The sequence below is a fragment of the Fictibacillus terranigra genome (genome assembly GCF_030412265.1).
In the GTDB taxonomy this organism is placed as follows: domain Bacteria; phylum Bacillota; class Bacilli; order Bacillales; family Fictibacillaceae; genus Fictibacillus_C; species Fictibacillus_C terrinigri.
In genome coordinates, this window is sequence record NZ_JAUHLN010000005.1 from 44,690 (window position 1) to 64,898 (window position 20,209).

Annotated in this window: 15 protein-coding genes and 2 pseudogenes; 5 read left to right on the forward strand and 12 right to left on the reverse strand. The window is 38.8% G+C overall.

Going from position 1 to position 20,209, the window contains the following annotated elements:
* Nucleotides 1-8: 8 nt before the first annotated feature.
* Nucleotides 9-1,538, reverse strand: coding sequence for a multicopper oxidase family protein (locus QYF49_RS20260; protein ID WP_290401414.1), 1,530 nt, complete (start codon nucleotides 1,536-1,538; stop codon nucleotides 9-11).
* A 541-nt stretch (nucleotides 1,539-2,079) separates the two neighbouring features.
* On the opposite strand from QYF49_RS20260, the gene QYF49_RS20265 reads away from it, so the two are divergent.
* Entirely contained in the window at nucleotides 2,080-2,364 is a 285-nt protein-coding gene (locus tag QYF49_RS20265) for a zinc-binding dehydrogenase (RefSeq protein ID WP_290401415.1), read from the forward strand.
* A gap of 158 nt (nucleotides 2,365-2,522) precedes the next feature.
* Here QYF49_RS20265 and QYF49_RS20270 read toward each other — a convergent pair whose 3' ends face one another.
* Complete coding sequence (locus tag QYF49_RS20270) at nucleotides 2,523-3,326, reverse strand: ABC transporter permease (RefSeq protein WP_290401416.1); 804 nt, start codon at nucleotides 3,324-3,326, stop codon at nucleotides 2,523-2,525.
* Nucleotides 3,304-4,083 carry an ABC transporter ATP-binding protein gene (locus tag QYF49_RS20275; RefSeq protein WP_290401417.1) on the reverse strand — a complete coding sequence of 260 codons (780 nt, stop codon included), beginning with the start codon at nucleotides 4,081-4,083 and terminating at the stop codon, nucleotides 3,304-3,306. The genes QYF49_RS20270 and QYF49_RS20275 overlap by 23 nt, the downstream gene beginning before the upstream one ends.
* Nucleotides 4,084-5,280: 1,197 nt before the next feature.
* Here QYF49_RS20275 and QYF49_RS20280 point away from each other — a divergent pair.
* Entirely contained in the window at nucleotides 5,281-5,853 is a 573-nt protein-coding gene (locus QYF49_RS20280; protein ID WP_290401418.1) for a spermine/spermidine synthase domain-containing protein, read from the forward strand.
* A gap of 248 nt (nucleotides 5,854-6,101) precedes the next feature.
* Here QYF49_RS20280 and QYF49_RS20285 read toward each other — a convergent pair whose 3' ends face one another.
* Nucleotides 6,102-6,440, reverse strand: coding sequence for an STAS domain-containing protein (locus tag QYF49_RS20285; protein ID WP_290401419.1), 339 nt, complete (start codon nucleotides 6,438-6,440; stop codon nucleotides 6,102-6,104).
* Between the two features lie 580 nt (nucleotides 6,441-7,020).
* Between QYF49_RS20285 and QYF49_RS20290 the strand changes: the two are divergent.
* Nucleotides 7,021-7,408 (forward strand): annotated as a pseudogene (locus QYF49_RS20290) (M14 family zinc carboxypeptidase); the annotation flags it as partial.
* A 754-nt stretch (nucleotides 7,409-8,162) separates the two neighbouring features.
* On the opposite strand, the gene QYF49_RS20295 reads toward QYF49_RS20290, so the two are convergent.
* Genes QYF49_RS20295 through mntA form a run of 3 tightly spaced genes read right to left on the reverse strand, consistent with a single transcriptional unit; the run spans nucleotide 8,163 to nucleotide 9,154 of the window.
* Entirely contained in the window at nucleotides 8,163-8,336 is a 174-nt protein-coding gene (locus QYF49_RS20295; protein ID WP_290401420.1) for a hypothetical protein, read from the reverse strand.
* A 19-nt stretch (nucleotides 8,337-8,355) separates the two neighbouring features.
* The gene (gene hepT / locus QYF49_RS20300; protein WP_289483420.1) at nucleotides 8,356-8,760 is read right to left on the reverse strand and encodes a type VII toxin-antitoxin system HepT family RNase toxin; all 405 of its coding nucleotides are present in this window, start codon (nucleotides 8,758-8,760) and stop codon (nucleotides 8,356-8,358) included.
* Nucleotides 8,750-9,154 carry a type VII toxin-antitoxin system MntA family adenylyltransferase antitoxin gene (mntA, locus tag QYF49_RS20305; protein ID WP_290401421.1) on the reverse strand — a complete coding sequence of 135 codons (405 nt, stop codon included), beginning with the start codon at nucleotides 9,152-9,154 and terminating at the stop codon, nucleotides 8,750-8,752. The genes hepT and mntA overlap by 11 nt, the downstream gene beginning before the upstream one ends.
* A 251-nt stretch (nucleotides 9,155-9,405) precedes the next feature.
* Between mntA and xerS the strand changes: the two genes are divergently transcribed.
* Nucleotides 9,406-10,476 carry a tyrosine recombinase XerS gene (gene xerS / locus QYF49_RS20310; protein WP_290401422.1) on the forward strand — a complete coding sequence of 357 codons (1,071 nt, stop codon included), beginning with the start codon at nucleotides 9,406-9,408 and terminating at the stop codon, nucleotides 10,474-10,476.
* A 403-nt stretch (nucleotides 10,477-10,879) separates the two neighbouring features.
* Here xerS and QYF49_RS20315 read toward each other — a convergent pair whose 3' ends face one another.
* The 3 genes and pseudogenes from QYF49_RS20315 to QYF49_RS20325 all read right to left on the reverse strand — a co-directional run.
* Entirely contained in the window at nucleotides 10,880-11,032 is a 153-nt protein-coding gene (locus tag QYF49_RS20315; RefSeq protein WP_290401423.1) for a type II toxin-antitoxin system VapC family toxin, read from the reverse strand.
* Between the two features lie 209 nt (nucleotides 11,033-11,241).
* Nucleotides 11,242-11,574, reverse strand: a complete 333-nt coding sequence (locus tag QYF49_RS20320; protein ID WP_290401424.1) for a hypothetical protein — start codon at nucleotides 11,572-11,574, stop codon at nucleotides 11,242-11,244.
* Nucleotides 11,575-12,113: 539 nt separating this feature from the next.
* Nucleotides 12,114-12,315, reverse strand: a pseudogene (locus QYF49_RS20325) (GntT/GntP/DsdX family permease); the annotation flags it as partial.
* Between the two features lie 1,600 nt (nucleotides 12,316-13,915).
* Here QYF49_RS20325 and nagA point away from each other — a divergent pair.
* Complete coding sequence (gene nagA, locus QYF49_RS20330) at nucleotides 13,916-15,070, forward strand: N-acetylglucosamine-6-phosphate deacetylase (protein ID WP_290401425.1); 1,155 nt, start codon at nucleotides 13,916-13,918, stop codon at nucleotides 15,068-15,070.
* 474 nt (nucleotides 15,071-15,544) lie between these two features.
* On the opposite strand, the gene QYF49_RS20335 is transcribed toward nagA, so the two are convergent.
* Nucleotides 15,545-18,694, reverse strand: a complete 3,150-nt coding sequence (locus QYF49_RS20335; RefSeq protein WP_290401426.1) for an alpha-mannosidase — start codon at nucleotides 18,692-18,694, stop codon at nucleotides 15,545-15,547.
* A gap of 707 nt (nucleotides 18,695-19,401) precedes the next feature.
* Nucleotides 19,402-20,199: a DeoR/GlpR family DNA-binding transcription regulator gene (locus tag QYF49_RS20340; protein WP_290401427.1), complete on the reverse strand. Its 798-nt coding sequence runs from the start codon at nucleotides 20,197-20,199 to the stop codon at nucleotides 19,402-19,404.
* Nucleotides 20,200-20,209: the final 10 nt, after the last annotated feature.

Below are 20,209 nucleotides of genomic sequence, written 5' to 3' on the forward strand. Positions count from 1 at the left end.
TTCTTTTATTATCTTATAACCATATACGGCCTCATCATCTCGTAATCCTCGTGCTCCAATATATGACAGTGCCAAACGTACAATCCTGTATACGGTCCAAACTTCATGATAATTCGCGTTACTTGTTTTGGATCAGCCCTTACTGTGTCTTTTTCTCCTTGTTCTTGTGGATCGGGGGGAATTATTGGTCCGGTATAATGGATGACCCCTTCTTTATTATATTTGTCAACATCAAAAGGTCTTCGGTCTAGTATTTGGAAACCAATCAAGTGGATGTGAATGGGATGTGTATCCGTCGTTAAGTTAATGAGATACCAAATTTCGGTTGATCCTAATTTTGGATTTTCGGTTATGGGGGCATCCCATTGTTTATTATCCAAAAGCATGAATTCCCGTCCATATTGATCCATATTATCATTTAAGGTGAGGTATCTTACATTTGAAGCCGTCTGTTCACTTAGCTTTTGAATGGGTTCCATGTCCTGCGGAATAACACTCGTATCAATACTTGAGAGTGGAATTGAGACTCTAAATTGCATAATTATCTTTACTACATTTGCAGAATCTCCATCTGGAAAAGGTGCGGGGGCATCATTTGTCATGATAATGTTCTTTCCTTCAAGATTCGTAAAGTCAATGATAACATCTGTTCTTTCTGCAGGAGCTAGTAAGATTTCTTTGATCCCTACTGGATATTCCTTTAATCCGCTATCCGTCCCGATTTGATAAATGCGTTGTCCTGAATCAAGTTTTATCCTGTAAAAACGGGTATTAGATCCATTTAAAAGACGGAACCGGTATTTTCGTGGTTCCACATTTAAATAGGGCCATACTTTTCCATTAACAAGGATGGTGTTTCCAAAAAATTCATGGATAATGGATGTTTTTAATCTTTTGATCGGTTTTGGTGGCTGGTTTGGATAATACAAGGAACCGTCTGTATGAAAAGATCTGTCTTGGATCATAAGAGGGATATCATATTTACCGCTAGGTAAATTCAATAAACGTTCCTTTTGATCTCTTATAAGATAAAAACCTGCCAAACCCGCATATATATTGAGTCTAGTAATCCCAATCGTATGGTCATGGTACCATTGAGTAACAGATCTCTGGTTATTATCGTATTGATATACTTCCTTTTTAAATTTTGGACCAACTTTTGCGAATCCATTGGTGAACCATGCATCAGGATAGCCATCGCTATCCGGTTCAACACTAGCGCCATGAACGTGTACTACTGTTCGTGTATCCGGTACATCCGTATGGGCACCATGCACAGTATAATCTATTGGCAAAAGGTGTTTATCAGGAAGATTGTTGATCCATTTAATAAACACTCTTTCTCCACTCTCTACTTCAATTGTAGGACCTGGATAGCTGCCTTCATAACCCCAAACAGTTGTATCATTTAACTCACTATGGAGTGATTGCTTAAATTCCGTCATTTTCACTTCATAATAAGTCTGAAATGGATCTGTCCATCGAGGTTTTAAAATAGGGAGGATAGGAAGTTCGTCTACAAATTTAGAGAGAATCATATTTTTGCTCCTTTATAACCACCATAATCAATTCTTCTTTATAAAGGATATAAATAATACAGGTCCTGTATGACAAACTCAAATGGTTTTTGCAAATATGCCTACTATTGTAACTGCTAGAATGTGGGACAGTTTTCGCTCAATAACAATGAACACTTTATTTCCAGAAAAGACGTGCACTTTATATGGAGAGGCGGGCATGATATCCTATTCTGCTGAGCCAAATTCCCTTCGGAGTCGTGGCTTCATGGCTCGCCATCTTGCCCGTAGAGGCTCCATGTAAAGTGACAATGTACTTGCTCTGACTTCCAGTAAGTGTTCAATTCAAATGAGCAAAAAGTGTTCATTTGTGATGGACGGTTACAACTATAAGAACTATTTACTACAACCCGTGTTAATTCTTTTCTCATCATCACAACTTGTCTCACTTTTTCACACGATTGTTTAATTAAGGTATCAACAGGCGAGTATAAAGTAAATGCAAGTCCACATAATCGGGACAACTTGCGTGAGTTTCCGTCGAGTACGGTAGAAGATGTACGTGCTGCAGCGCTGGCTTGGGTTATTAACGATTCAGGCGTTGAAAGCTGCTGGAGCAAGTGGAGTGCTTGTTGTAGAGCTTTCAGAGGAAAGAAGAAATTTGGCTAGGAAAATCTTTGCAGATGTTATACTAAATCCTGCTGAAGTGGACGCTGTACAGGAAATTAAGCGTCTAACTAATGATCTAGGAGTCGAAGTAAGTTTTGATGCAGCGGGCGTTGAGCCGACATTGAATGCCAATTTCAAGAAAGTGAGTATTTTAAAGGGAAATCAACAGAACGGATAAGATTGAAGCAAAACACAGCGAGTTAAAACATTGAGGTGGCGTCATCTTCGGGTCTAATTATAGAGTTATAAGGAGCAATGACTATATTTGCCGTGAATGTAAAGAGAATAAAACTGCACCTCCAATTGTTAGTTGCGTCTAACAATTGGGGTGCAGTTTTACCTATTTTTAATTAGTTTTCTTTCAAGAATTTCGACAAGTTGGTACATAATGGTCGCAAGGATGGCAATAATGAGTAGTCCGAGCAGGACAAGTGTGAAATTAAATACTTGGAAACCATAGATAATCATGTAGCCGAGTCCTTGTTTCGCAACGAGAAATTCCCCCATGATGACACCAACCCATGCCAGACCAACATTTACTTTTAGGACGGAAATGATGGTTGGGAAACAAGCGGGTAGAATCACTTCTTTAAAACAATGCAACTTCGAACCGCCCAATGTTTGGATAACTTTAAGATAATTAGGCTCAACGTTTATAAATGCAGAGTATACCACCATGATGGTAATGATAATGGTAATTAAGATACCCATCGCGAGGATGGATGTGAAATTTGGCCCGAGTGCAACAATTAATATAGGACCAAGGGCAACCTTTGGCAGCGCATTTAAAACGACCAGATACGGATCGAGCACTTTTGAGAGGAATGGCAGCCACCATAAAAGGGAGGCGAAAAGGGTACCAAGTAGGGTTCCCAACAAGAAACCCAAAATCGTTTCGGAAAGTGTAATGCCCACGTGAGAAAATAGGCTGGCGTTAGTGAGCTTTTCCATCAACAGAAAACCTATCCGTTTAGGAGAACTGAATAATAAAGGATCAATCCATCCTTTGTTGGAGGAAACTTCCCATAATCCAATAAACACGATGAAGATGAAACTCTGGACAAATACCACATTTCGTTTTTCTTTCTTTAAACGTTGAAGGTATTCGGCATGCGTTTTATTCACTGTCGTTTTGTTCAATTTGCTCCAACTCCTCCCATATTTGCTGAAACATCATTGAATAATCTGGATGATGCCGAGCTTCAAATGGGATGAGCCTCTTTAGTGTTTCTGGAGTTTTAAACGTTCGAATAATACGTCCAGGATTCTTAGAGAATAGTATGATCGTGTCACTCATTGCGATGGCCTCACCGATGTCATGGGTCACAAGGATGGCGGTTTTACCATGCTCCATTAATGTAATGGAAACGAGGTCTTCAAGTTTAAGTTTTGTCTGATAGTCAAGTGCAGAAAAGGGCTCATCAAGCAGCAATATTTCCGGGTTAGTGGCAAGTGTTCTCACAAACGCCACCCGTTGCCGCATGCCGCCTGAGAGTTGTGTTGGATACATATCTAAGGTACCCTCTAAGCCGACTTCTTTAAGTAACGAAAAAGTTTTGGATATATGTCTATCGTTCTGCTGATCTCTTAATTTTAAACCGAGAAGCACATTTTCTTTGACGGTTTTCCATGGGAAAAGATAGTCTTGTTGGAGCATATATCCGATTTTCGGGTGTGGTCCTTTAAGGAGTTCACCACTTAGCGTAACTGATCCCACTGTAGGAGGAAACAATCCCGCAACAATGGATAATAACGTCGTTTTCCCACACCCACTGGGACCAAGAAAGGAGATAAATTCGCCTTTTCGCACAGATAAAGATATATCTTCCAAGGCCGTTGTGGACGATCGTTTTGAAAAATAGGTTTGACTAATACAGTTTAACTGTAAAAAAGCCACTGCTATCCCTCCAATAAGTTATTTATAAAGCTAGGGAAAATTGCTAGTTTATGAATTATTTTATAAAAGTCAAAAATATTACTATGGGAAATCTTATTTTATTACTTTCATTAGTTGTTTTTTACTAATTGAAATCATGTACTGGTTTGACAGACAAAAACGAATTTGAATCTAGAGTTGTTTTTATTGTTTGAAAAAGCTTCCTACCAAATTAAAATTTAAGGCAACTTGGAAACTCTTACTCTATAAATATGATTTTTCTATTAAGTTGAAATGGACAAGCGTTTAGAGTACGAGTGGAATTTGCGAGAATCCGTATGCCTTGGGGCTTCATTATTAAATAGAGAGCTGGTCAAGTCCTCTTTTATTCGTTTGTGAGGGGATTTCACGTTATATCAGTCATTTTGAAAATAACTTATCCTATGGTTTGGTTTGGAGAAGGGTGGGTAATCAATTCAAAGGAGGAAAATTGGGCTTGGTATCTGAACGAAAATTGATTGTATGTTCGGGTCATTGTATTGTGTGGGGTATTGTGTGGGGTAATCAGTGGTTAAGAATGCGTGTTCCTATGCGTTATTATGAAAAAACTGGGTGATTGGCTTGGGAGCCGTATCAGGTGGTTTTTGGAGTTTTTTTCATTTTTGTTAGAAACATGGGTGTAGAACGTAGGCTCTGTTGGGACTGGGAACCAGTTTCTTTAAACGGTTCAACCCCTAGCTAACATTTACGTTAAGCTCGTTGGGCATCAACGTGGTGAACTTGTGGAACAGTATGAAAACGCCAATTAATCAAATTCGCGATGAGCTCAATTGTAATTATGGACCAATAATTGAATTAAAGAATAGGGGTGTCTTTTTTGGTTGACCGTGGCTAGGGGGATTTGATTTGAAACAATCAAGCCGCACACAAAAAAAGCACTTTCCTCTTAAAGTGAACCCAAAGAGTCAGACATATATTTTTAAACAGCTTCCGTTACTCTGGACCAATTTCAATATTTTAACAAGGTTCCTTACATTTTATGTTGAAATTTAAATATAAAGTTATTCAACAAGATTATCCATAGAAATTAAATAGAAAGGTAGTGTTCTCTTGTATATCCCTCCAGACGTAATAGAGCGCTGTAATACCCCCCGTGGTGAAATTCAACTTCAACGCCGCGGAAATCACTACGAGATCATAAGTAATGGAACGTTTTTAATGGCAACATACAATGATGTGTCCGAAAGATTACTAGTAAAGGCGGCGCTGGATGTAGCATTAACTCCGGAACGTGTTCTTATTGGAGGATTAGGTGTTGGATTTTCGTTGGCAGAGGCATTAAATGATCGACGTGTAAGTCAAGTAAAGGTTATCGAGATAGTTGATAAAGTTATCGAATGGAATCAATCCTATCTTGCGCCCTTTTCAAATAACAGCTTAGAGGATTATCGAACAGAAGTAGTTCACGCTGATCTCCTCGAATGGATTCACCGGAGAGAGGGTCAATTTGAAGTTATTTGTTTAGATATTGATAATGGGCCTGATTGGACAGTGACCGAAGCCAATGCTAGGTTATATCAGAAGGACAGTCTTGTTGCATTGTCAGACTTATTGGCTTCAAATGGTGTTATTACTTTTTGGAGTGCTTCTCCATCGCCGGAATTCGTCGAACGACTAAGGCATACCTTTCATAAAGTAATAGAATTAGCTGTACCTCAGGAAGGTCACGATGCGGATTATGTTTATATAGCGTCGCTCCCGATAAATCCAGTGAAAGTTGACCAAAGATAAAACAGACCCTTTCCAAGTGAATTCCTCAACAGAGCCAGGAAGGAACTTATAGTCTTTGTGCTTCCACAAAAGGAAAAAATAAAGAGGATGAGGATCAAACGTATCCATGCATAATTTTATGTTTGAATCAAGAGAGTATATCGTTTCCGAAAACACCGAATCGTCTTAGTATACCCTACGCGTTTTGCTATCGTACATTCTATATGTAAAATAAAGAAGACCTCTATAAGGTAGAAGGGGATAATAAATTATACCTTTTGGGGGAAGAATTCCGGTTTCTTCCCTATGTCCATCACTTCTGTAAGACCGGATACGTCAAATAATCGGTGGACATGATCCGTCAACCCTCTTAGCTTTAGCGTACTGTCGTTCTTTTTCAAGGACTTAAGAACTTTAATGAAAATACCCAACCCTGTGTTGTCCATGAAGTCAATTTGTTGAAGATCGATAATAATGTCTTTCCTTTTTTCTTCTGATAGTGGTATAAGTACTTCTTTTAACTTTGGTGCAGTATAGATATCAATTTCTCCATTCAATACTAAATAATGTGAATCGTTTAATTGTTCATGTTTAATTTTAAGATTCATTTGTTTTCCCCCCAAGAGTAGAATTGGCAGAAAATTCATCCTTAAGTGTATTAGCGTAGTTATATGTAGGGACGATGAACCGTTATAACTTAATGACTTTAATCTTTTTTATAGACTATTTTAATCCCTATTTAATGGTTAACAGGATGATCCTACTAAAGTTCAACAAAGTGGACGTACTTGTTAGTTATGAAAGTGAAAAGAAACTTGGAATCAAAAAGGAAAGAAGGGGATCAATGGTGTTCTTCAATCACAATTAGTACAAAAATACCCTCGAATTGTTAAGAAGAACGAGACCATTTTATCAAGTTGGGTATGTTTACACAAACCCGTTCTTAATAAAAATAAGCTGCTCTGACAAGTTTTGCAAAGCTAGCCAGTACCTCAAGCACGAACAAATCATTTTCACCTTTTCCTTAAGGAGTTCTTAAATAGTCTGTACTAGGGATGATTTTATTATTTCATAATAATTTATTTATAGGTACTGGGTTAATTTGTCGTAAAAGTACTAGTTTTGACGATGTTGGTCTAATCCTAAAATACCGTACAAAAAAGCGGGCAACTACCGAATTCAATAATTGGTCGTGTGGATGTGTTCCTAGATCTGCACCACTAGGGATTTTACAAAGTTGAAGGCACTGATGAAGATGTAACGATGTCCATTCCGCGCGATTTGTTCCTGATCCCCGAACAACAGAAGGAAGCAAATATGATGCAGGAATTTACCGCTATGACTATTCAAGACAACTGAATCTCCCTTTGTACAACTCTCTTCAGCAAAAGGTTCTTCTGTCTTCACAAATATTTCTCTGTATGATCAGGCTTGATCTTCCAGGCACTGCTTTAGGCTCATTTGAATTGAATGGTTTTTATTTGAAGTTAAAGGGCAAACCCACTATTGGGGCCAAAAACAAAAAGGCATGCTCGTTAAAACAGTGGAAACCGGAATTATGGAAATTTCACGTGGCAGTTAACGATTGATATCTCGCTCTTTTGGATAACTGATTCTCTAAAGGGAAAATTATAGGATACCCTAAAGGAAGTTCCCTGAATATATATTGTCAAAGAAGGCATAAGTGCTGTTAACTTGGATTGTATGTTATCTTTAAATGCACTTTTTTCACAATTAAGTTCCCAAGAAAAAACAAATGGTACAGCAATTAGAATCGGTGCATAACACTTAGTGCGTATGGAGTATTTTCCACCTTCCCTATGTCATCATTAAAGAATTTATTTTGCTCATTTATTCCGACCCTGCCATATGGTGTCACGTATTGGATACGGAGGGCCAGCATATCCAAGAGGATACTATGATTTTGGCAAAAATCAGTTCGACACCTGGGAGGCGGCACGCCATGAAAGCTTTTCAGTAATTTTTCCTTATATTTCCTGTTTTCAGCACACCGAGTTCGATTAAATACTCTTCAATTCTTTGTTCATAAATTTCTTGTGGTACGATAGACATATTGCCTATATCTTTCAGACTTTAAAAAGGACGAAAGCATTACTCAGCGGTTAGCCCCTCAAAGAACAATTTATAGTCCAGAACATAGTTTAAAAGGGTAGAGGGGGACCGGTTATTGAGCTTATCATCGACATATTCGAAACATAGAAGGGCATAAGCTTGACATGTTGTTCTAATTTTTGTTCATGTAAATGATATTGTCTAGTATTAGCCAAAGTTAAAACCCCTTTCATTAAAAACTTGTTTACATAATTATATTATGTTTTACTTACTGTCGAAACAGGCACCTTGACATATTCGTATTGGGCAGGGTAGAGAGTTTCTAGATCTGCGATCGCCTGTTCAGCAGCTTCTTCACCTTTAAAGATTGTATCAATAGTAAAGGCCTCATTATTGGTACTTAAATGAAACACCCTAATTTTATAGTTCATATTAAAACCTCCTAAAACATTAGTATTGAAGAATTTGTCTTGTAAACTCTTTAAAATCACCAAGGTGTTTTTCTACAATTTGTTTTAAGATCTCATTGTTTATGGACTGATAATCATGTACTGCTATGTTCCTAAATCCAACCATTGCTTTTAATCGCTTAGCCATTTGTTCTTCAATAATCGCATGCTCTTGTAACATATCGAACGCATCTCTACTTGATTGCGGAAGTCCAAGACGTTTATCTGCAATTATATGCATCGCCAAATCAATTGAGGCTTCACACGCACGTTGTACATTAAGAATGATGGAGTCTTGTTTGGTAAAGTCCTTAAGGTTGTTAGGATTATTTTCATAAACCTGGTGGATTCTATTTATACAACGTTCAATCACACTTATTTTGTTTAGAATAACGTCATTTTTCATAAATTGACCCACTTTCATCAATTTTCTTTAATATTTTCTTCCGTTCTTCATTCAACTTAGCGTACATGCTTAATGCAGTCATTTGTAAGTTCTTAAATACGTTTTCATCTACACAATAAATTAACTGACCAGTTGAATAAATCTGAGCCTTAAAAACAGTGGAAGCTGTGTTAATATCGATTAAATCGACATCTACCTTAAGCAAAGATGCCAGCTCTTGTGCAAGTTCAAATAATTCATATGGAGTAAAATTTTTTTGTGAATGGAACGCAATATCAATATCGCTCTCTTTATGTATGGAGTCTTTCGCATAAGACCCAAAGATAATAATATATGTCGGATCAATTTTTGTTATTAGGAAATCCTGGATGATTTGAAACATATCTGGTTTCATTTACACACACTCCCTAATATTTATGTCTACATTATACCAAACATTTATTCCTAGGTTATGTAGTATTCCTAATAATACTAAAGGACAAGCAGAGGGGAGAGGTCATTATAATTTTTTATAATGACGCATAACACAGCTTCTGTGTAATTCAAACCAATTACCCATTGTTATAGGAACATATGTTGCCGTATAATAAGAATTATAGAATTACATATTGATTTTATTATGCGTCATTTTAATGAGGTGCTTTTATGAGACATGAACAACGAAAACAGATCCAGGCTTTAGTCGAACAAAAGAAGCTTCGTCTTCCTTGGTATATTAATGAGTTTTTTGACTATCTGGACAATGACGGTTGCAGTCCTAATACTGTTTTAACATATTGCAGAGACATCGATATTTTCATTGATTGGTTATTGGCTGAAGGGTTTTATCCTGGTGAACGTAATACACTTCCCTTAGAAGTTTTAGAGAAGCTCGCCATACGAGATATCACCACCTTTCAAAATCATTGCAGAAATGTGTTGGACAACAACACGAATACTGTTGGTCGTAAAACGGCATCGCTAAAGTCGTTGTTCCACTACCTGAGCCAGATTGCGGAAGATGACAATTTATATCCTTACCTTAAGCGGAATGTGATGGCCAAGGTCAAAATCAACAAGGAAAAAATATCTGAGAAAAAGAAAGCGGCCAATATTGCTAACACCATATTGTTAGGTGAAGAATTTGCTGATTTTCGGTCCTTCATTGCATCCGGTTACGGCGATAAAATTAGAGATCAGAAACGCAAATACCTATCTTACAAACATAACAGGGAAAGAGATTTGGCGATCATCAGTTTAATTTTAGGTTCCGGTTTAAGGGCTTCAGAAGCACTCTCTATTGATGTGAACGATATTGACTGGACAAAGAACAAGGTGTCAGTCAATCGAAAGGGCGACATTGATGATATTGTCTCGTTCAGTGACCTGGCCGCTTTGGATCTAAAAGAATATAAGGATATACGGGAAGGCCGCTATAATCCTCCTTCTTCTGAGAAGGCTTTTTTCTTATCAATGTCTACCAATACTGGTTTTTCCTCTCGTTTGAAAATCCGCTCCCTTCAAAAGAGGTTTTCAAGTTACATCGCGATGTACGAAAAAAACACCTTAACCATTCATAAGTTAAGGCATTCATTCGCCACCAGGCATTATAAAGAAAACAATGATATTGCGATGCTTAAGGAAGTACTAAATCACAGTGATATCAATACAACCATGATCTATACACATGTACTTAATGAAGATATTCATTCTTCGATTAATAAAACAGATAAATAATAAAATCATCAATTGCCTGCTAAGGCAAGGCTGATCAAAGATTATCGGACATTGGACCAATTTTGCAGTTAGCGGGCTCCTGCTCTTGCTGCCTTCAGTTAAGGCAGAATTCATATGGTCTCTTAGAGGGAAATTTTTGCAGAAGGAAAGTGTCTGTAGGGAACCTGCTTTCAGATCCTCTTAACAAATGGTTTGGTGTGTCCTAATGATGATTTTGTTTAATTCTAAAACATGATTAACTCCTTCATGAAAAAATGAATAACCTACATCAGGTTATTCATTTTTTATTATTTAACTTTCTTCTAAATTCCTATTTTGCTCTTTTTGAAAACGCTTATCAAAAGATTCGTAATGCATCTTGTCCCCAATCGGATTTACATAGTCAAAATGATAATTCTGATGCCTATTTAATATCTTTATCGTTGTGGCTGACTAATTTAATTTGATGGATCGAGGCTGTTGCGGCAATAATAGCATCTGGAGCCTTGACTTTCACTCCGTCCAATTTTCCTTTTCTTCTAATTTCAGCTGCAAGTACTACAGTTTCTTCATCCACATCATAAAAGGTTTCCACTTTGCAATCATTAATCTCGGCTTTCTTTTATTTCAGGGTTGGTTTCAATAGTAGATACGGATAATACTTCGTGTTGTGCCATGCGAGACATGCAAAATTCTCCCCTCATCATTTTGCTTTTTAATATATTCAACAACTGGGTAATAATCTTTCTCGTATATTGCCAATATTGTTGGTATCAATCAACAATTTCACTCAGCGTCTTCCTCCCCATCTTCTCGATTGGCGATACGATCAGATTCTTGTAGACCCTCCGCATCAAAGAATCTTGCCTTGCCCGCGATTTTGTTTAGCATTTTTAATTTTTCTTCTTTGGTTAGTTTTTTCTGTTCTGGCTTCATATCAATTTCATCCTTTGGCGTTTCTACAAGGATATCCCGAGCCCTTCCACGAGCTTTAATAACTTTCACTTCAACAGTATTTCGAGCTAAATGAGAGTTAGCTCTTTTATTTAACTTAGACAATTCATTTTCGAATTCAGATATATCTTCTTGAAGAATAGAGTATTTGAATTCCATTTCCATCCCTCATCTCATCCTTATATTTCCTTTACGATAACATGTTTTAAACAAAAAATAAAAATGCTATTCGAATAAGCGCCCTCCGCAGGCGATTAGCGATTTTTAACAACAAAAATTGTCACGCCTGTTTTATCGGTAAACTTTAATATACTTAACATCTCCGTTATTGGTTCCAATTCTTACTTGCTTATTATGTACGTCAAGATAATGACTGTGTCTGGAAACCGGCGAGTTGTTAGCGATCAGCACAACGCCGGCTAACGTTTGACGGCAGCACAAATCGAACACTGGCCATCAAGGGAAAATGCGTGACCGAATTACTGAGATGCACCACTATGTGCATTGATGCGTCTCAATCCGTTATCAAACGCCCGTACATTCGTAAAATTAGAATTTTACGCAAACTTAATTTAAAAGATTATATATTCTCTCCCAGTCAACGTCAATCCGTCAACGTCTTCCACCGAAGAAAACTGCGGACAGACATAATTTTCAAAAACAGCATAAACTCCTTCTACAAACCGTAGAAGGAGTTCTCCTTTTTAAACAAACATATCGATTAATAAAACCGCAAAGAACGCGACAAATGAAAGCAATGTCTCCAAGACCGTCCATGTTTAAACGTTTCTTTAACCGTTAATCCGAGATATTCCTGACTAACCCGAAACCTGCATCATTTACGTGTGAGAACATGAGCGATCCCGCCCCTGTCGCGATAACAAGTAGTTCCAAATGTGTAGATGAACCCCTTCCCGGAGAGAAATTGGCTGCTCATGGTGGTTAAAATTTTGCTTTTGATAACTGAAACGGCTACCCCTGTTTACTAAGTGCGATTGAACTGCATACTAAAGTCTTCAACTATAAGTTGAAAAGAGGATATTACCTTGCAACTTAAAATCAATTACTTCAAAATGATGTTAATCTTGTAAATAAGGCTTTATCAAAGCAACCCTAGATTGAAATTCTGTATATAAGCATTCAAAAAGGGTAAGTTTATGTTTATGAAACCATGTTTCCTGTGCATGGTTTCTTTTTTTTTACTAAATTGGTGATTGTCTTCACCTTTGCCTTTTTCTTTTTTGTGGCTGCTTCCAAAAATATGTATGCTCCTTTCTTTTTAAAAATGAAGGCTCCTTTTGATTGGTACCATTTGGTTATTCCCTGTTGGTGATTTGCGATTTGGTTTGCCTTGTTCGGTTGTTAAATAAAATTGAAAGCATTATCTCCCCTTTAAATTCCGGCAAATTGCAGCACCAGTTGCAAGTGAACAATATTTAAGAATCATTTATAGGAACACTTATGAATTCGTTGTTGAAGCTTGTCTTACTACCCATGAACGTTAAACCATCAGCTCTTTTACTCTTGGCAAGAAAATACTCTGATAATAGCCTTTTTTACAAAAAAATAACCCTTGAAGACAAGGGTTTGTAGGACCTCATGAGGGTTTTATTGTTATTGAAATACGGAAGGTGGACATAAATATATTCCCACTTCATAAAATAGTTAAACTACTTATCTTTTTCTTTTTAAGTTTTTTTCGATTTCCTTAACTTCACTTTCCAATAATATGGTTTTTAAGATGATCAAAAGTTCGCTAGACTGGACTTCCTTTGGGTACTTCCTCATAATTTTTTCGACCTCCATCAATTGACTATACGTTAGTTCAGCTAAAATTTGCTCCTTAGTATAAGTGATGATTGTCATACCCTCTTTCTCAGTGAAATGCCCCTATAACATTTGCCATAAAGTTCGATGAGAAGCTCCTAAATGGGACGGTTCTCCACTCCATAATAGAGCAGCGCCAATATTTGATTTATCCCTCCTAAGGGTTGACTTTCATCGCGATGAGTGAAACGATCATTGTATTCTCAAGGAATTCTGGCCATATTTTTGGAACCTTTAAAGTCCCTCAATCACTAAAGAAGCTCTCCCATTTGAAGCTCGGCATCGATTATTCAATGATGTTTCAACAAATATGGGAGGAGTTGAAGCAAATTGACCATAGGAGTTTCTCGTCGCCAAAGAAGGCATCGGTTACGGCCTTTTTAGGAGTAGACCATTCAACCCTTGTGAACAAAATTAAAAAATTCAATATGCACACCCACTGATGTATGGCCCAGTTTAATCACGTTAAAGACTTTTGCATTCTTTTGTAACTAAACTGGCAAAGGGTGGCGTGTTGGGCTTTAAAAGGTGCAACGGGTTCTAGCTTAATTATCAATTTTGTATTCCCCCTTCTCCATCAAGACACCAGTTAACCGACCAACAACAATATTTTTTTATATGAAATCTTTTCATTCTCCTTTATACTTTTAGCATAAATCCTCATAAGGAGGCTGTGCATTTGACTACCCTCTTAGTACATAATGTCCGTTTAATTAACGAAACAGAGCCGGTAACCGGTTATCTCTACGTCCGTAACGAGAAGATTATCTCGGTTGGACAAGGTCAAGCTCCCTCTGAATATCAAACTGACTATACTATTGACGGCAGTGGACATTTTTTAATCCCCGGCATGATTGATGTTCATATACACGGAGCGGAAGGGTATGACATGATGGACGGTACCATGGAAAGCATTCAGGCCGTATCAGCTGCATGTGCCCGTACGGGATGTACCTCCTTTTTGGCCACTTCCGTGTCATCGTCTCTTGATGACCTGCTTCAAATGATATCGAATGTTTCCAAGTCCGTTGGCAGTGAACCGGGGGCTCAAATTGCAGGAATACACATAGAAGGGCCATATTTAAATGCTATACGCAAAGGCATGCAGAACGAACAATATTTACGGCATCCTAATAGAGAAGAAATGGAATTAATAGTAAGAAAAGCTGATTCTTTGCTGAGAATGGTGACATTAGCACCAGAGCTTCCAGGTGGCTTTAAAATGGTTGATTACTTAAAGAAACGGGGCATTATTGCAGCCATTGCTCATTCAGATGCAACCTATGAGGAGGCAAAAAAAGCATTTGCGCTAGGAGCTAGTCATGTAACCCACTGCTTCAATGGCATGAGGCCAATCCATCACCGGGATCCAGGGTTAATCGTTGCAGCTTTTGAGGAAGTAAGCGTTAGTGTTCAAGCCATAGTGGATAATGTACATCTTCATCCCGCTATTGTGAGGCTTTTATATCGAGAAAAAGGACCTGACAAGATGGTATTGATCACAGATGCGCTTCAGGCCATGGGAATGGGAGATGGGACATATTTATTCGGAGGCCATGAAGTAAATGTAAGCCAGGGGATTGCCACTTTATCTGACGGGACGCTCGCCTCAAGTACAGTAACAATGAATGAAGCATTGAAAAAAACAGTTGAATCAGGTATTCCTTTGAAGGATGCTGTTAAGATGGCTACCGAGACGCCAGCCAATGTGCTGGGCATGCCGCAGAAAGGACGTCTCATACCCGGCGCAGATGCCGATGTTGTGATCTTGAATGATCGCTTTGAAATCGTTAGGACCATAATTAAAGGAAAAACGGTTTATTCTCAAAACTAAGACCCTGGTTTTAAACGCAGAGCGGCCAGTTGCTTTTTTATTCTTATCGGATAGGGGTGTAATGATATTCCTACACATAATTCAAGCTTTCAGGATGAGGAAAAGGGATTGGAAAAATACTGCGTAACTCCTGATCTTCTAATTCAAAAGAACCGTCTTTTAGCAATATGCTCTCTAGTGTTTTGTCGTCTACAATCACTGATTTTTGGCTGCGAATGAGACATTTACGGTTGTTGTCCCCCTCTCCCTGCGACGAGATCCCTCGTGATTATTGGTGTACCATGCGTAAGCTCGGTATTCTCTGTTTCGGTTTGTCTGGCCTGCCGAAGTCTGACATTTCCCCCAAATTGATTCGCGCTCAGGCACAATGATTGAATCTTCACTTCTATGAATTTCAAATTTGGGCCAAAGTATTTGGATTAAGTAAAAGGAGGCGCGCATCCTGTCTAAGATGCGCGGCCGGCTGTAGTTTATTTAAAACCAAATTTTAAATGTTTTAATTTCAAATGGTTCCATCGCAAAGGAAAGTGTCCGGCCGTTATATATTGCCTGCTCCTCCCCTTCTTCAATCAAGCTGCATTCCGCTGCCTTTTTAATAGGTAAAGCAAATGTCACATTAGCAGGATTTCTGAATTGCTTATATTCATAAAAACGGACAATAACAGCTTCGCCTTCTTCTGCTTTTTTTACTGTCTCAAGAATCACATTGTTACAATCAATGCTGGCAAATTCATACGCAGCCGGCAGGTTTCCACTCGGATTCGCCGAGACTTCACTGGATAGAAGCGGGACATTAAGATTATAGGCTTCTTGGACTGTATTTCCTTCGCGCCAATCCCCTTGATGAGGAAGTAGGCTATAGGTGAATACATGAATGCCTCGATCTGCGGTCTCATCAGGCTCAATTGAAGATTTGATTAATGTTAACCGCATGATATGGTCTTTCACGTCATAACCATACTTGCAATCATTTAACAGGCTGACACCAAAGTTTCCTTCCGAAAGATCTGCCCACTTGTGCCCAACTACCTCAAAACGGGCTTGATCCCAGCTTGTATTCCAATGTGTAGGCCGCTCAATACAGCCAAATTGTATGTCATAAGTGGCTCTTGTCGACCGGACATTCACAGGAAACGCAACCTTTAGGAGAGTTTGTTTTTCCTGCCAATTGACGTTTGTTCTAAAGTCTATTCTTGGTGAATTTTTATAAACGGTTAATAATTGTGTTATCGTCGAATCATAGAATCTCCAGCTAAGCTTAAGCGTAGCCCTGATAGGTCCCGTTTCCAGGATTTCGATAGCTTCTAAATCATCAATCTCTCTCATTTTTTCCTGATAATAAAGGTCGATATCCCAGGCATCAAAACGCATTGGTTTATCTTCAAACGTTTGGAATACATTTCCTCTTGATCCTTTAGCCAGTACTTCTCTTTCGAGACGTTTATCAAACAAGGAGGTGATCTGTCCTTTTTCGTTCAATCGAATCTGGTAATAATCATTTTCAATATAATTCTTATAAACAATCATATCCGACTGATGATCCTGTTCAGCGTAAGACACTGTAAAGGTTTTGTATCCAAGGGCAGGGATGTTTTCAGCTTCGGCCAGCACCTTCGGAACCTCGCCATCGATTATGGTCTGAATAGGGGTTATATTTCCTGCTTCATCTATTAGTGCCGCAGCCTCCTTTGTGAGAGCAGTAACCGGAAGTTCCAAGAAACCGTTGCGTCTTAAGGAGAGCGGGTTATATACGACTATCCCATCCTCTTTAGCCTGTAATCTTTGTTCCAACGTTTCCTTTGCCTCATTTACTGCTTTTTCACTGATCGCCTGTATTTCATCATAATCTCTTCTCGCATCTTCATTTACCTGACGGATGGAGGATCCAGGCAATATATCATGAAACTGATTGAGGAGCATTAATTCCCAGCCTGCGTTTAAGCCGTCATGCGGGTACTGAGGTTTGCCGGTGAAAAGATCAGAAAGGACACTGAGCCACTCTGCGTTGTGATACGTATATTCCGCTTTCCTGTTTGCTCTCTTTAGTGCTGCCTGAGAGGTATATGTCCCGCGATGATACTCAAGATATAATTCCCCGTCCCACACAGGGAGTGTTTGGTTCTTAACCCTCTCTTGCAGGTTTTCAAAATAAGGTTCGGCTTTTTCCATCTCCACTTTTGGAAGTCCCGGCAGGTTTTTCATGACCCGCGCAGATTCAATCATTTCTTTGGTGGGTCCTCCTCCCCCATCTCCCCAGCCAAAGGCCAGGAGCAATTCATCATTGATCTCCTTTTGCTTGTAAGCATCCCAGGTCCCTTTTATACTTGATGGCTTGATCATTCCATTGTAGGTATAAAACCAGGAACTATCTTCAGGAGTTGTAATAAAATGTGTAAATATCTCTGTCCCGTCGACTCCTCGCCAGTGAAAGGTATCATAAGGGAACCGGTTATATTGGCTCCAGCTTATTTTTGTGGTCATAAAGGTCTCAATGCCTGATTTTTTTATGATCTGAGGCAATGACCAAGAATAGCCAAACACATCAGGTAGCCATACTACTTTTGAATCAACGCCAAACTCTTGTTTCATAAATCGTTTTCCAAACTGAATCTGGCGGATTAACGACTCCCCGCTTGGCATATTTGTATCAGGCTCTACCCACATTCCACCTGTTATCTCCCATTCTCCAGCAGCAATCTTCTCCTTTACCTTTACAAAAATTTCCGGATAGTCTTCTTTTAAAAACTTATATAACTGGGGTGATGTATGAATGTACCGATATTCAGGATATTGCCTCATTAAATGGAGAACTGTTGAAAAGGTTCTAGATGCTTTTTCCCGGGTATGAGTTAAACGCCATAACCAGGCCATATCAATATGAGAATGACCCAGAACTTTGACTTTCGCCTTTATTTCCTCATGTTCAGCTAACTGGTCCACTTCAACCTTTAAAAACTGGTAGGCCTTCTCGATCGTTTGATAGTAATAGTCAGAACCAGGTTTTAGAAAATCAATCATCAGGATCGATTTATTCAAGACCTGCAGCAATTTGGTTCTTCTTAAATCTGTTTCATTGAGGATTTTCACGGTATTAAGTGAAGTGTCCGCTAAGTAGAAAAATTTCTCAGTGGCAGTATCCACGCAGGCAACTCTGGCAGTCTTGAACCTTCTTCGTTCTGGGGGTTTTAAGACTCCGCTCCAGGCTTTTAAAGCAATATGAATGTTTTGTTCCTTAAGCACCTCTGGCGGCAGCCAGGCCTCTTCATGCCATACGTCAATGCCCTGTAACGGAGTACCATTAATATATAATAAAGTTTCGGCTGTGGATCCTCCTCCATCGCGCGGGCCTACTAAAAAATGAAGTACGACTCTTTCATTCTTCCATTCTTTCGGGATGGATATAGTTGTCCTGAACCAGGCAGATTTATCGTAGCCTCCCCAGTATTCTCCAACATGGAAGTCGGACCAGTCCTGATCATCAAAGCCAGGCTGACCCCCTTCTTTAACTTCCTCACCAAACTCCCATTCTTTAAATTTAAACGAGGGAATATCTTGAACTCTCCGGTAGATATGCCCTTTTATTTCTTGTAAATATGCTTCTATTTTTTCAATGGTAAATAACATAGCTCACCTCAAGGAAGATTTATTAAGCTGAAGCTTTGCATCCTCTACTGAAACCCAATTCTTCGTTGAGTGTTACAAGTTGCTGACTTTAATAGATTACTCAACTTTTCCTAGTTGAAAATGAAAGCTTTTTACCTTCATTTATGTCACGTATCAATTAAGATCCACCTTTGGCCAATGAATGGGGGAGACAAAAGTTCGTTCATACCAAACCATATCGTCAAAGGATTTCTCTTTCGATTCCAATTAATTTAGTCTGAAAGGCATAAGGAACAACGATGTCCTCGTTCAAATTGATGATGTTATACCACTCTTCCCGCAATCTTTTATTTTCTCATCCAAAGGAAATTTCCACTGACCATTAAGGTTAATCCATTCCTTACGAGTAAAATTCCGGCCTTGATACTCTGGTCTTGGAATCCTTGTCATCGTACACAAGCCTTCTCCATGATTTGATCTTCGTGAATGCCGTCTACTTAACCTCGCAACATTAAACAATAAAAACGCCTCCTTCAATATTTTTTAGCTAGCCGTTTCATTGAGGTCATGGGACCCGGCAAAAATGACAGTTTTGCATTCTCCCATCACATCCTTTCGCTTTCCGAAAGCGTGCGAAATCTGGATGATTTCGCACGAACCTACATCAACGTGCCTATTGTATTCTTTCAAAGTTTCAAAGTTCGGGGATAACGTTTTGACACCTCGTCTTATTTGACTAAAGTTTGCTCTTCAAGTGGTGCTATAATCACTTGGATCCCTCTGTTTGCAATCTCCTGCAATAGATCTTTATCTGCAAGATCACTAGTAATAAAAATATCCGTATCTTGAAAGCTGCAAAAAGCGGTTAACCCGGTCTTTTCAAGTTTGCTGTGGTCTGCTACCACGACAATTTTTTTCCCGGTAGAGACCATGGCTCGTTTAATTTCTGCTTCATACAAATCAGAACTCGTAAAGCCTTGTCTTAGAGAAATACCAGATGAGCCTAAAAAGACATAATCAGCACTGTATTTCTGTAGCTCAAGCTGTGCTTGCGGTCCAACGAGACTCATAGAATTGGTGCGTAATTCCCCACCTAGTAGATAAATAGATGCTGTTTCATCTTTACTGCATTCTTCCGCTACATCCAGTGAGTTCGTAATGATCCTCAGCCTTCCATTCTCCTTGAGGTTTTTTCCTACATACCAGGTGGTCGAACCTGCGTCTAATATGATAATTTGGCCTTCCTGTACAAGCTGTGCAGCGGCTTTTCCGATTACGTCCTTCTCCCGGGAATATTGAAGTTTTCGCTGATCTACAGGAAGAATGAAAGGGTGCTGCCGGTAGTCTTCTATTAGGATTGCTCCTCCATAATTTTTTTTTGCGATTCCCTCTTTTTCAAGCTGCGCCAGATCACGCCGAATGGTTTCCTCCGAGACGTTCAGTATTTCAACGAGGCTTGAAACCTTTACACTTTTATTTTTGATTAAAAGCTCCCTTATTATCCTGCGGCGCTGAGCCAAAATCATTAAAACACCT